The organism is Faecalibacterium sp. IP-1-18, from assembly GCF_023347355.1.
Lineage (GTDB): Bacteria > Bacillota > Clostridia > Oscillospirales > Ruminococcaceae > Faecalibacterium > Faecalibacterium prausnitzii.
Map to the genome: position 1 here is coordinate 2013049 of NZ_CP094472.1, position 12705 is coordinate 2025753.

9 protein-coding genes are annotated in these 12705 nt (G+C 57.1%); 4 read left to right on the top strand and 5 right to left on the bottom strand.

Annotated elements, in window-relative coordinates:
- Nucleotides 1–11: 11 nt before the first annotated feature.
- From MTP43_RS09480 to MTP43_RS09490, 3 genes are read right to left on the bottom strand one after another with little or no spacing between them, the layout of a single operon-like run.
- Nucleotides 12–1124 carry an acyltransferase gene (locus tag MTP43_RS09480; RefSeq protein ID WP_249234777.1) on the bottom strand — a complete coding sequence of 371 codons (1113 nt, stop codon included), beginning with the start codon at nt 1122–1124 and terminating at the stop codon, nt 12–14.
- Between the two features lie 20 nt (nt 1125–1144).
- Complete coding sequence (locus MTP43_RS09485; RefSeq protein WP_005922121.1) at nt 1145–2179, bottom strand: glycosyltransferase; 1035 nt, start codon at nt 2177–2179, stop codon at nt 1145–1147.
- Between the two features lie 8 nt (nt 2180–2187).
- Entirely contained in the window at nt 2188–2880 is a 693-nt protein-coding gene (locus MTP43_RS09490) for a metallophosphoesterase (protein WP_005922123.1), read from the bottom strand.
- 180 nt (nt 2881–3060) lie between these two features.
- Here MTP43_RS09490 and MTP43_RS09495 point away from each other — a divergent pair, with 180 nt between their 5' ends.
- Complete coding sequence (locus tag MTP43_RS09495; RefSeq protein WP_112121541.1) at nt 3061–4404, top strand: D-alanyl-D-alanine carboxypeptidase family protein; 1344 nt, start codon at nt 3061–3063, stop codon at nt 4402–4404.
- Between the two features lie 52 nt (nt 4405–4456).
- Here MTP43_RS09495 and MTP43_RS09500 read toward each other — a convergent pair whose 3' ends face one another.
- Nucleotides 4457–5494, bottom strand: a complete 1038-nt coding sequence (locus tag MTP43_RS09500) for a P1 family peptidase (protein ID WP_005922126.1) — start codon at nt 5492–5494, stop codon at nt 4457–4459.
- Between the two features lie 115 nt (nt 5495–5609).
- Complete coding sequence (locus MTP43_RS09505) at nt 5610–6953, bottom strand: MATE family efflux transporter (protein WP_097783498.1); 1344 nt, start codon at nt 6951–6953, stop codon at nt 5610–5612.
- Between the two features lie 241 nt (nt 6954–7194).
- On the opposite strand from MTP43_RS09505, the gene MTP43_RS09510 reads away from it, so the two are divergent.
- From MTP43_RS09510 to MTP43_RS09520, 3 genes are all read left to right on the top strand, one after another.
- Nucleotides 7195–8316, top strand: a complete 1122-nt coding sequence (locus tag MTP43_RS09510; RefSeq protein ID WP_249234778.1) for an AI-2E family transporter — start codon at nt 7195–7197, stop codon at nt 8314–8316.
- A 311-nt stretch (nt 8317–8627) separates the two neighbouring features.
- Nucleotides 8628–10412 carry an extracellular solute-binding protein gene (locus tag MTP43_RS09515; RefSeq protein ID WP_005922131.1) on the top strand — a complete coding sequence of 595 codons (1785 nt, stop codon included), beginning with the start codon at nt 8628–8630 and terminating at the stop codon, nt 10410–10412.
- A 25-nt stretch (nt 10413–10437) separates the two neighbouring features.
- Nucleotides 10438–12696 carry a hybrid sensor histidine kinase/response regulator gene (locus MTP43_RS09520; protein WP_005922133.1) on the top strand — a complete coding sequence of 753 codons (2259 nt, stop codon included), beginning with the start codon at nt 10438–10440 and terminating at the stop codon, nt 12694–12696.
- Nucleotides 12697–12705: the final 9 nt, after the last annotated feature.

The window sequence follows — 12705 nt, forward strand, 5'->3', positions numbered from 1 at the left end:
AGCGCTTTTCTTTACGTTTCCTTGCTCCCAACAATGTTTTGCAGGATGCGGGTGGTCAGGGCGTCCAGCTTTGTTTCCAGTGCGGGCAGGTGCAGCAGGCGGTAGAGCCGCTGATACACGGCATCCACCGCGTAACCCGCAGCGGCGATCAGCAGCACTGCACCGGTCAGGTAAGCCAGCGAGGGCAGCAGCGCCCCGCCAAACCGGGGCAGATCCACCAGCTGCCACAGCAGCGCCCGGGTAAAATCGCTGTCGTGCAGCAGATACACCCCAAAGGACAGCGGTGCCAGCCGGAATACCCAGCGCCGCCAGTAGTCCGAGCGGATATGGATATTCTGGAACAGCAAAAACATTGCTGCCGAGGCGATGACCGTAGCCAGTGCCTGATAACCGTTGACGGTATTCACAAAGCCGTTCAGGTGCAGGGCGTTTTCCACCCGCAGCGCCAGCATCCGGTTGAACAGCCCCGCCGCCGAAGCTGCCAGATATGCCAGCAAACACAGCCCGCTGGGCACGGTCACCCGGTATTTGCGGAAATAAGCCGCAATAAAATACAGAGTGTAGAACCAGATAAAGCTGTACCCGTTATTCACAAAGGTTTCATCCGTTGCCCAGTAGAACAGCGTGCCCCACACGCTTTGCAGCAGCAGCGCCACCAGCAGCAGCGTTTTGTACTGCCGCCGGTCGAGGCTCTGCACCACCGCGTTCAGCACCGGCACCGAGAGGTACATCAGAAAATAGGCCGAGGCAAACCAGTAGCCGTTGGAGGTAAGTGGTAAAAGTGCCCGGAGCAGCGAAATGGCTGAAAGCGGCACCGCACCCGCCTTGACTGCAACGCAGAAAGTGAGCATGGAGTAAAACCACACCTGTGCCCCGATGCGGAACAGCCGCCCGGCGCGGACAGCCCCCTTGCGCTCCGACAGATAATAGCCGGAAAGCATTACAAAGCAGTTGGTGGACACACGCGCCAGAATAAACAGCAGCCAGTAGATCCAGAATGCCGCCGACCCCTGCGGTGCCGCACTGCCCAGCCCTCCGTGCCCAATGCCGTGCATCAGAACGATCATCACCATACTGAGAATGCGCATCGTCTCAAAGCCGCTATGCCGTTTCTGCTCTTCCATACCCCATTTTCCCCCTTACATTACATTTCCCCTGTTTCCAGCTGCCGCAAAGCCTGCCGCACCTGCTGCTCCGGCCGCAGCCATGTTTGATAATACGCTGCATTGTGCTGCGCCATAGCCAGTATCGCCGCCGGGTCTGCCAGCAGCTGCCGCAGCTGCTCCTCACACTCTGCCGGGGACGTATATGTTTTATAGTTTTTGCCCTCTTCAAAGCCGCCCGGCAGGGTGTACCGCAGCGGCTCGGTAACAATGGCACGTCCCGCCGCCACATACTCGGCCAGTTTCCAGCCGGTAGAGCCGTGCAGTCCGGTAGAAGCCACACAAATTTCCGTGTGCTGCATCCGGTGCAGATAGGCGCGCTTGCCGGTCAGCTTGTCCGGCAAAATCAGTTCCGGGCACTGCCGCCGGGCGCAGGCGTTGTCCGATACGCCGCCGGTGAACTGTTCTGGAAAAGCAGCTTGCAGCCGGTGCAGCAGCTCGATGCGGTCTGCGTTCACCTGCCGCCACTCTGCCTGTAACTCCGGGTATTGCTGCACCGCCGGCTCCTCCGGGTCCCACAGACGGGTCAGGAAGAGGATGCGCGGCTTTTTGCGCACCCGGGTCAGCCGGGCTTCAAAGTCCTGCGGGTAGCAGCGGGTGGAAAGCGCCCACTGCTTCAGGCGGCTCTTTGCGCTGCGCTCCGCTTCCAGCGGCGAGCCCGGACAGGTAACGTAATAGTTCAGCCCCAATGGCCGCAGCTTTGCGGAGATATCGCCCGGGAACTGCCGGTTCTTTTCGGCTGAAAAAGAACGTTTGAACACCACATCTGCCCGTTGGAACAGCGCCAGCACCGCCGCCGGGTCGTTGTAGAAGTAGCCGTCCATCAAATCGAACACCACCGTGCGGCCGTCGATCTCGGTTTCCAGCAGCGCTTCCCGGGCAAGGGGACTGCCCTGCCGCTCGTCCTGCACCCGCAGGGTCAGCTCCCCGCGCTTTGCCAGCAGGGTAAAGCCCGCCAGAATGCCGCTGACGTGCGCCGCCCCCTCCCGGGCAGAAAGTTTTACCGTGACCTGCATTTTGCCTCCTATCGGTGGAACAGCCCGGTGCGCCGCTCACCCATGGGGATGACGTCACAGAACACACACCGGCTCTTGGTGGAAAGCTGCACATCCTTGTGGTAGCAGCCAAAAAACCATTTTTCGTAGGTCAGCTTGAGCAAGATTTCGTCCAGAAACAGGTGCAGACGGTTGCTTTCGCCAAGGGCAAGGGCGGTAAAATCCAAAAATCTGCTTGGTGCATCGTGGGTCAGCACATAATCTACCTTGTAGTCTACTGCCTCTAAGTTGCGGCGGCAGGTGTCGTACTCCTCGTCACTGGGCATCTCCTGCTTCCACCAGTTCACGCCCGGCTCCCGGTCGTCCTTATCCTGACTTTCCGCGCCGCCGAAGCAGAGATAAGTCTTGCCCTCCAGCTCCAGCACACTGCCCCGGCACACATGATACACATTGCCGCCAAGGCTCTGCACCCTGCCGCCGAAAAGTTCCGTCTCCGGGTACTGTGCCAGCAGGTCGTAATTTTCGTGGCTGCCGTCCAGAAACAGAATCGTGTAGGGGCGCTTGCGCAGCCAGTCCAGCCGCTTGCGCTCTGCGGCGCTGCCGTCCCACACAAAGCCGAAATCCCCCAGCACCACCACGGTGTCCTTTTTGCCCAGCCAGCGCAGCTTGCCCTGCTTGAAGCGCTGGATATCGCCGTGGGTATCCCCTGTAAGATATACCATTCCTGCCCTCCCTGCCGGAGCGAAAGAACGGTGTAAAACACCGCAAGGCTCTTGTAACACCCCGGCAAACCTGTTATTATTATAGAACACAGCACGCTTGCTGCAAAATTGATCTTCCGGCGCGCCGCACAGCGCAGCCGTATCTTGTATATTTTATCGCTTTTTAAAGGAATTGTCCACATGAAACGTATTTTTGCACTGGTTCTTTCATTTGTATTTCTGCTCAGCTGCCTTGTGCTGCCCGCCGGGGCCATGTTCGACCCCAGCCCGGTGTATCAGGTGCAGGCTGCAAGCGCCTATATCGTGAACACCGATACCAACATTATCGTCTATGATAAGGACAGCACAAAGCAGGTATCTGCCGGCGGTCTGACCAAATATATGACCCTTGCCGTGTTGCTGACCAACTACGCCGACCAGCTGGACAACACCTTCCAGATGCCCTTTGCCATCTCGGACTATGTTTATAACACCAATAACGCAGATATGCGCTCCAACGAAACTTTCACCTACCGGGAAGCCATGTACGCCATGCTTACCCGCAATGCCAACGAGGCAGCCATGGGTGTGGCGTACACCCTTGCCGGCGGCGATCTGGACGGCTGGGTGGCGCAGATGAACACCCTGTCCCAGCGCATCGGCACCACCGCCAGCAACTGGACGGACGCCTGCGGCATCGACAGTGGCAACACTACCTGCGCGGTGGATATGTACCTGATCCTGCGCTACCTGATGAGCTTTGACGCCTTTGTGGAGGTGTCCGGCGCGCCCAGCTTTACCATGCCCGCCAAGGAGAAGCACCGCTCTTCCTCGGTGCTGGTCAGCCAGAATGCCGCGCTGAGCAAAGCCAGCGGCGGCAGCTACTACCGCAGCGCCATGCAGGGCGGTATGTGCAATGTGACCGCCTTTAAAAACGATACCGGCACCCAGAGCTATGTTTCGTGGGGTAACAAGGACGGTGCCACCTATATCTTCTGCGTGATGGACAGCCCCGACAGCTGCGATACCTTCGGCTACGCCAACCGCCGCCCTGCCCTGTTCGAGACGGTCAAACTGATGGACTGGGTGTTCGACAGCTTTTCCATTCAGGCTGCGCTGGACACTGATTTGACCATTGCGGAGATCCCGGTAAAGTATTCCTCCGATACAGACACTTTGCAGCTGTACCCCAACGACAGCATGATGACCCTGCTGCCCTCCACCAGCGACGGCACCGTCACTCAGAAATACTTCCACCTGCCGGACTACGTCTGCGCGCCCATCCAGCAGGGCGACGTAGTGGGCACGGTGGAGCTGAAGCTGGCGGGCGAGACCATCGGCGTGGTTGAGCTGATCGCCGGGCAGGACGTAGCCCGCAACCCGCTGCTATTCGGGGTGGACAAGGTGAAGGAGTTCCTGACCAGCCTGTACCTGAAGGTGGTGCTGGTGCTCAGCCTGATTGCCGCCCTGATCTATGGGCTGTGGCTGCTGTGCGCCAACTGGAACCGCCGCAAGCCCACCAAAAAGATCCACCGCCGCTATTAAGTAAAGCAAAAGCCCTGCACCGGATGCAGGGCTTTTGCTGTATTGTAGCGCCTCAGGCGCGGTTTTTCAGAAGTTCTGTCAGGCTGTGGAAGGTTTGGCCGTGGTTGCCGGTAACAGTCTCGGCGTGGAGCAGGCTGCTGAGAACGCTTTCCTCCACGCACTCTGCCACCGCCCGGAACAAAGGGTTGATGGCATCATCGTGGAGCAGGGTCATGGGCAGCAGGGCTTTCTCCGAGTAATGCGGCACCCGGTTGGCGGTGGTAAAGGCGATGACGATCTCGCCGCTGCCGTTGCCGCAGTAGGAACCTGTGCGGGAAAGCCCCACCAGCGCCCGGCGGCACAGCCGCCGCAGCTGCCGCTCGCTCAGGGGGATATCCGTGGCCAGCACCGTGATGATGGAGCCTTTATCCTCGTGGGGCGGGATGCTGTCATCCAGCAGGGTGTGGATGGGCGTGCCCGCCACGATGAGGTCATCGAACAGCGCATGGTTGGAGAGCACCAGTGCGCCCATGGTGTAGGGTTTTCCGTCCAGTTCCACCACCCGGGAGGCGGAGCCGATGCCGCCTTTCAGCCCGTGGCAGCGCATCCCCCGCCCGGCACCTACGGCACCCTCGGCAAAATCTGCCTTGCAGTCTGCCAGCGCGGCAAAAACGTGCTGCTCGGTCACATGAAGCCCCCGGATGTCGTTCAGGCCGCAGTCGTTGCACTCGCAGACCACCGGGTTCACGCTGCCGGTGGTCTCGCAGATGTCGGGGTTTTTCTCCAGCATATACTTTACCAGCGCGGTCTGCGCCGTGCCCACGCTGAGGGTGTTGGTAAACAGGATGGGCGTTTCCAGCGTGCCCAGCTCGTCGATCTGCACAAGGCCGGTGGTCTTACCAAAGCCGTTGATGACATAGCTGGCCGCCAGCACTTTTTCGTGGAAAATATCCCCTTGGTGCGGCAGCAGCGCCGTTACGCCCGTCTGCACCACGCCGTCTGCCAAGGTGCAGTGCCCTACCGTCACCCCCGGCACATCGCTGATCTTATCCCGCGCACCTTTGGGCAGCGTGCCCACCTGAAAACCCCATTCGTTCCCTGCAATGCCCATCGTAGCTCCTCCTTGCTTTTTTTCTAAGGTGTATCATAGCATTTTCGCTGCCAAAAGTAAACCACTGTAACAAGCCGGGGCGGGCGCAGAAAAAAGGCTCCCGCGCTGCACAAAATCATTGAGGTGCCGCTGCATTTTCCGTCGGCCACGATCTTCTGAGCGCCGCATAGGAGACCAGAAAGTTCGCAAGCCACCCTGCCGGGACGGCAAGCCAGACAAAGGCAATGCCAAAGCGCGGTGCACAGAGCAGGGCAACGGACAGGCGAATGGCAAGGTTTACCATATTTGCAATGAGGAACGGGCGCATGATGCCAAGCCCGCGCAGCACGCCATCGGTCGCCATCTTGATGCCCATGAAGATGAAGAAGTAACCCAGCCACCGCATATAATCACCGGACACCTGATAGGCCAGCGCCGTTCCGTCCTTGCCCAGAAACAGCGAGGAGATCTGGGTGTGCAGGGTTTCAATGACCGCAAAGGCAATGACCGCAAAGCACAGGTCCAGCACCAGTGCAGCGTGGTAGCCTTTTTTGAGGCGGTCGATCTTCTTTGCACCAAAATTCTGGGAGATATAGGGCGAGACCGCATTGCCGATGGAGACAAAAATCAGCGAGAAAACATTTTCTACCCGCATCGTTGCTGCATATCCGGCAAGCGCCTGTGTGCCAAAGGGGTTTACCACCGCCTGCACGATCATCATGCCGATGGACACGGTGGACTGCTGCAAGACCGACGGCACCGCAATGCGGAGCATGGAATACAGCTCCTGCCGATCGAATTTATTAAAGGGGCTTTTATATTGCCGCATCCGGTGCAGGAAGATCAAAAACGAAAACACCGCAGAAATGCCCTGTGCGATCAACGTGGCAAGGGCTGCGCCAAACACGCCCAAGCCAAGCCCCGCCACCATCCAGAGATCCATAAAAATATTCAGGATGGAGGAAAAGATCAGCAGCCCCAGCGGGATCCTGGACTCCCCAATGGAGGTAAACATGGTGGAAAGAATGTTGTACATGAACAAAAACGGAAAGCCTACAAAATAGACCCGCAGATACAGCACCGCGTCCTCCAGAATGTCGGCGGGGGTCTGCAAGCCGCTCATCATAGCACGGGAAAAGCTAAAGCCAAAAACGCCAAGGACAACGCTCAAAACCAGAAAGCTGAGCAGGGACGTTGACACGATGGTTTTCATTTTGCCATAGTTTTTAGCGCCAAAATAGCGGCTTACCAGCACACCGGCACCCACACCGGCACCCAGTGCCACGCAAATAAAAACATTGGTCAGCGCAGCACAGGCACCGACAGCCGCCAGTGCCGAGGAGCCGACAAACTGGCCGACTATGATGGAGTCCGCCATATTATAGACCTGCTGAAAAAAGCTGCCCAGGATCATTGGCATTGCAAAAACCGTCAGCGCTTTCAGCGGCGCATCTGTGATCAAATATTCATCTTTCGACATGATCTATTTCCTTTCAAGCTGTGTTTCTCTCAATTTTTTTAAATTGCTCTGGCCAAGTATACCACGCTTTTTCCCTACTGAAAAGCTCCCGCTTGCATTCTCGCAAACTGCTTTTATAACGTCCCGTTTCCCTTTCTCTCGTCTTGACAAGCCCTTTTCTTCCGATTACAATACCAAAAAGAGCCGGCGGGCGGTCTTTTTGCTGCCTGCTGCCACAATCTTCCGGGAAAGGAACTTTTTCATGGAACCAAAAACAAAACAATCTCTGCTCGTTACCGTGATAGGGGTAACGCTTTTTGTAGCGCTGCTGCGGCTTTCTGACGTTCTGGCCTTTGCCGCAAAGCTGATAGATCTGGTACTGCCCATTCTGGCGGGCGGCATTCTGGCGCTTTTTATCAACGTGCCCATGACCGGTCTGGAAAAGCGGCTGAACCGCCTGTTCGGCAAGGCCAAAAAGCAGCCCTCGGCGAAAGCCATCCACCTTCTCAGCTTTTTCATCACCCTGCTGGGCGTTGTGCTGGTGCTGGTATTGGCGCTGACCCTACTGATCCCGGAGCTGGTGCAGTCCTTCCACAGCCTGTATGTGCAGATCGAGGCCAATATTCCCCGCTGGACTGCCTATCTCAACGCACAGGATGCTGACATGGGCTGGCTGATGAACTGGCTGGAGGGCATCAACTGGGAGCAGCTGCTGCACAAGGTCACCGCAAGCATCGACACGGTGCTGGTCAATGCGGTAGGGGCTGTCTCTGCCACGGTGAATATCGCGATCACCGCCTCGTTTGCGCTGATCATCTCCGTCTATATGTCCCTTAGTACGGAGAGCCTCGGCCACCAAGCCCGCACGCTGGTGTGCGCCTACCTGAAGCCCGCCCACGCCGCCGGGGTGCTGAAGTTCTGCCGGCTGTTCCGGCAGTCCTTTGCAAACTTTTTAACGGGACAATGCAGCGAGGCAGTGATTCTTGGCGTTCTGATGGCTCTTGCATTTTCCGTTTTCAAGATCCCCTACGGCAGTCTGGTGGGCGTGCTCACCGCCATCTGCGCCATCATCCCCTATGTGGGTGCACTGATCTCCTGCGTGGTCAGTGTGTTCCTTGTGCTGTTGGTAGACCCTGTGCTGGCGGTGCGCTGCCTGATCGTGTACCTTGCCGTGCAGTTTGTTGAAAACCAGTTCATTTATCCCCGTGTGGTGGGAAAATCCGTGGGGCTTTCGCCGCTATACACCCTTATTGCCGCCATGATCGGCGGAAAGCTTTTTGGCATCATCGGCATTATCTTCTTTATCCCCCTGACAGCGGTGGTCATCGAGCTTGTAAAAGAGGACACCTTTCGGCGTCTGCGCGCAAAAGAGCCCCTGCAATAAAACAGCGTGCCCGGAATACCATACCCCCTGATACCCTTCCCCGGTGTCAGGGGTATTTTTATGCCGTGCAGCTGCAAAGCACGCGGTTGTTCGCCCTTTTCCACGCAAAATCCTTCAAAAAACAGCTTGAAACACTTTTGTTACAATGATACAATATGATTGTTATTTTATGGGAAAATCGGCGTATGCCCCGTGCGGACAGGCCGCGAGCGTAGGGGTTCCTGTGGGGTGTGTAAGAATCGCTAAGGTAGCACTGCGCTCCTGCACTTGCGCAGTACTGCCTTCCGAAAATGTGAGGAAAGTATATTTATATGATAAAAAAGATCTCCCGCCGCTCCTTTTTGCAGGCTTGCAGCGTTGCAGCTGCCACGGCAGCGCTGACCGCCTGCGGCGGCGGCAAGGCTGAAAGCAAAACAGCAGATGCGCACGAAGCCGTCACCTTTATGGCACCTTATAAGGAGATAGAAGCCTTTATTGAGCAGGTGCACAGCGTTTACCCGGAAGTGAACATCGAGGTCGTGCCATACAGCGGCGATAACACCACCACCTGTTTGCAGAATATGTTTGCGGCAGGCGACCTGCCGGACGTCTGCACCTTGACCTACTACGACCCCCAGATCGATCTGGTCTCCGACAAACTGCTGGACCTTTCCGGCTACGATTTTACGGATAACTATGTGGAGTCCCGTCTGCAGGACGTGTTCGACAACGGTGCCATCTATCTGCTGCCCTCGGTTTACAACTGCTACGGCATCACCTACAACAAGACCCTGCTGCGGGAACACGGCTGGGAGCTGCCCAATTCTTTCGCTGAGCTGGAAGTGCTGGCTGCAAAAGCCAAGGAAGCCGGGGTCGATCTCTGCCTGTCGCAGATCCAGTACCCGGGCTACGGTTTCCAGTATCTGTGCAACATTGCAGATGCCGATTTCCTTGGCACGCTGGACGGCAGACTGTGGCAGAAGGATTATCTTTCCGGCAAGGCAAACGTCAGCAACACCCCCGGCATGATGCAGGCAATGGCGTATGTCAAAAAGTGGAAGGACATCGGGATGCTGAACGACTCCGGCGATGCTCTTGACGACAATGTGACCCTGCAGAGGATGGCCGAGGGGAATACCCTGTTTTTGATCGGAAACACCAACGGCATTGTGGAGGCAGACGGCAACGCCGATAAATTCGGCCTGATGCCCTATCTTTCCGAGGACGGCACCCAGAACGTTTTTGTGCTGAATGTGAACCGCTTCTACGGTCTGAATAAAAAGCTGAAACAGAACCCCCAAAAGCTGGAAGATGCGCTCAAGGTGATGCGTGTGCTTTCCACCGTTGCAGGCACCAGCGCTCTGCAGCCCGCAACGGCGCTGAAAAGCAGCCTGTTGCCCTTCAAGGGTGCAAAGGCAGACGGCACCTACTATGCCGACATCGCCGATACCCTGAACGCAGGCAACACCGCGCCCTTTATCTATTCCGGCTGGGAAAACACCTTCGTGACCACCGGCCTTAAAATGCTGGACTTCATGAAGGGCAACGCCACCATGGAGGATGTCATCCGTCAGCTGGACGAGGATCAGGACAGTGTGGTGAACAACACCCCGGATGTCATCACTACCGTTACGGAGGAGCTTTCGCAGCAGGACTGCGCCATGCTGGTAGGCCGCTGCTTTGCACAGGCTACCGGCAGCGACCTTGCGCTGGTCTCGCTGAGCACATGGATCCCCGGCAACCCCACCGAGCAGAACCACCACGGCGTAGCCGCCAAGCTGTACGCCAAGGGCATTACGGATTACGACCTTTCGGTCATCCTGCCCACCGGCTGGAACCGCACCATCCAGACCGTCACCCTGACCGGGCAGCAGATCAGCGACCTGCTGGCTTCTGGCTACGATGCCTACGGCAACGGCAAGGGCTACCCCTATGTGCTGGTAAGCCCGGTGCAGCCGGAGGCGGGCAAGACCTATCAGGTTGCCATCTGCGGTGTGAGCGACCGGCTGGCTGCCGAAGCAACGGTGACAGACAGCGGCGTGGTGGGCATGGATGCCGCAAAAACCTTCTTTGGTGCTTACACCACCATCAGCCGGGCAGACACCGCATGGAGTTGAATAAAACGGACAGGAGATACTGGATGTGAACAACAAAATCTATAAAAAGCTGTTTGTGGGCTTCGGCTTTGTCAGCATCGTGTTGATCCTGACCCTTTTTGTCATGAGCCAGACCTACATCCAAAACCTTGTCTACCACGAGCGTCTGAGCCAGATGGAAGAGGTCACCCACCAGATGTTCCACAGTCTGGAGGATGTGATCGACAACCACTGGGACGAGGTGGATGTGCAGTGTAATTATTTATACTACACCCCGCTGGAGACCGATACCGATCTCTACCGCTATCTGAAAAAGCTGTCGGAGCTTTCCAATTACCATGAAAAACAGATCGACCTGATCGCCGTGGACTCTGCCGGACATTATTATACCACGCATGGCCGCACGGGTCTGCTGCGAGGAATAACCTATCTGGAAAGCGCACCGGAGCGGGTCAGCTATGTTTCCAATTCGTTGACCGTGGACGACTCCCGGATGGTGTTCCTGAAACAGCTCCCCACCCCCATCACACTGCAAAGCGGAGAGAAAGAGATCACCCTGCGCTACTTTGGCATCGCCCAGAGTATGACCCAGCTGAACGATAATTTCCGCTGCGACGCCTACGAAAATAACAACAGCGTCTATGTGCTGGACAACAACGGCTTCAAGCTGTTCAACGCCAATGACACTGAGCTGCTGAAGGGGCATAACGTATACACCGTGCTCTCCCAGATGTCCTATCTGCACGGTTCTTCCTTTGCAGCAGCAAAGGAGCGGCTTACCCGCACAGGCTCCTGTTATTCCAACGCCGTGCTGGACGGGACTGAGTATTACTACGCCCTGAAGCAGATGGAAAACGCCCAGTGGACGCTGGCGTTCCTTGTTCCGGCAGAATATGTGGCCGTGAATACGCAGAAGCTGGTCAATATCGTCATGGCCGTTATTGTAGGCTTTGCAACGGTGTTTTCGATCATGGCAGTCATTGCTGGCTGGTTCCTTTTGCGGGAAAAGCAGCAGCGGGAGCTGCAGGCTGAAAAAAAGACAAACCTCCGTCTGGAGCAGTATAACGTCCAGCTGACGCAGGCCAACGACGAGATGCGGCGGGCGCAGGATGCTGCCGCCGAGGCGTTACAGTCCGCCGAGCGTGCCAGCAAAGCCAAGACGGACTTCCTTTCCAACATGAGCCACGATATCCGCACCCCCATGAACGCCATCATCGGCATCACCGCCCTGATGAAAAACGAGCTGCACGAGCCGGAAAAGCTTGCCGAGCATCTGGGCAAGCTGGAAAGCTCCGGTCAGCTGCTGCTGGGCATCATCAACAATATTCTGGATATGAGCCGCATCGAGAGCGGCAAGACCACCCTGCATGTGGAAAAAATGAATCTGCCCCAGCAGATCAGTCAGCTGGACAGCATCATCCGGCAGCAGGCAGGTCAGCGCAGTCAGAGCTTTACGGTAAGCACCAATTTGCAGCACGAAAACGTGCTGGCAGACCCCAACCGTCTGAATCAGGTGCTGATGAACATCCTCTCCAACGCGGTCAAGTATACGCCCACCGGTGGGCACATCCGTTTGGAGGTGGAAGAGCTGCCCCGGAACGAGCACTACGCCCGGTACCGCTTTGTGGTGCAGGATGACGGCATCGGCATGAGCGCGGACTACCAAAAGACCCTTTTCGACCCCTTTACCCGGGAGGAGCGCTCCGGCACCAACAAGGTGCAGGGCACGGGTCTGGGTATGGCGATTACCAAAAGCGTCATAGACCTGATGGGCGGCTCCATCAGCGTAGAGAGTGCCACCGGTAAGGGCACCCGCTTTGAGGTGGTGCTGGAATTTCCCATTGACACCGAAGCGGACACGGTGCAAAAGGCGCAGGCGCTCCCGGAGGAAGAAGAGACCACTTCTCCCCTGTCCGGCATGAAGTTCCTTTGCGCCGAGGATAACGCCATCAACGCCGAGATTCTGCAAATGCTGCTGGAAACAAAAGGCGCAAGCTGCACCATCTGCCCCAACGGTCAGGAGATCGTGGATGCCTTTGCCAGCGTCAAGCCCGGCGATTACGACATGATTTTGATGGACGTGCAGATGCCGGTGATGGACGGCCTGGAAGCCACCCGCCGCATCCGCAGCGGCGAAAACCCGCTGGGACGCACCATCCCCATCCTTGCCATGACCGCCAACGCCTTCCTTGAGGATATGCAAAAGAGCAAGGAAGCCGGCATGGACGAACATCTGTCCAAGCCTGTAGACATCAGCGCACTAGAACAGGTGGTAAAGCGCTTCCGCGTTACCCCCCGAAAATAAATAGCGGTC

What these genes read in the sequence shown, in the direction of transcription:
- MTP43_RS09510 (WP_249234778.1), top strand. Translation starts at nt 7,195, where the DNA reads ATGGAACCAAAAACAAAACAATCTCTGCTCGTTACCGTGATAGGGGTA.
- MTP43_RS09500 (WP_005922126.1), bottom strand. Translation starts at nt 5,494, where the DNA reads ATGGGCATTGCAGGGAACGAATGGGGTTTTCAGGTGGGCACGCTGCCC.
- MTP43_RS09495 (WP_112121541.1), top strand. Translation starts at nt 3,061, where the DNA reads ATGAAACGTATTTTTGCACTGGTTCTTTCATTTGTATTTCTGCTCAGC.
- MTP43_RS09490 (WP_005922123.1), bottom strand. Translation starts at nt 2,880, where the DNA reads ATGGTATATCTTACAGGGGATACCCACGGCGATATCCAGCGCTTCAAG.
- MTP43_RS09515 (WP_005922131.1), top strand. Translation starts at nt 8,628, where the DNA reads ATGATAAAAAAGATCTCCCGCCGCTCCTTTTTGCAGGCTTGCAGCGTT.
- MTP43_RS09485 (WP_005922121.1), bottom strand. Translation starts at nt 2,179, where the DNA reads ATGCAGGTCACGGTAAAACTTTCTGCCCGGGAGGGGGCGGCGCACGTC.
- MTP43_RS09505 (WP_097783498.1), bottom strand. Translation starts at nt 6,953, where the DNA reads ATGTCGAAAGATGAATATTTGATCACAGATGCGCCGCTGAAAGCGCTG.
- MTP43_RS09480 (WP_249234777.1), bottom strand. Translation starts at nt 1,124, where the DNA reads ATGGAAGAGCAGAAACGGCATAGCGGCTTTGAGACGATGCGCATTCTC.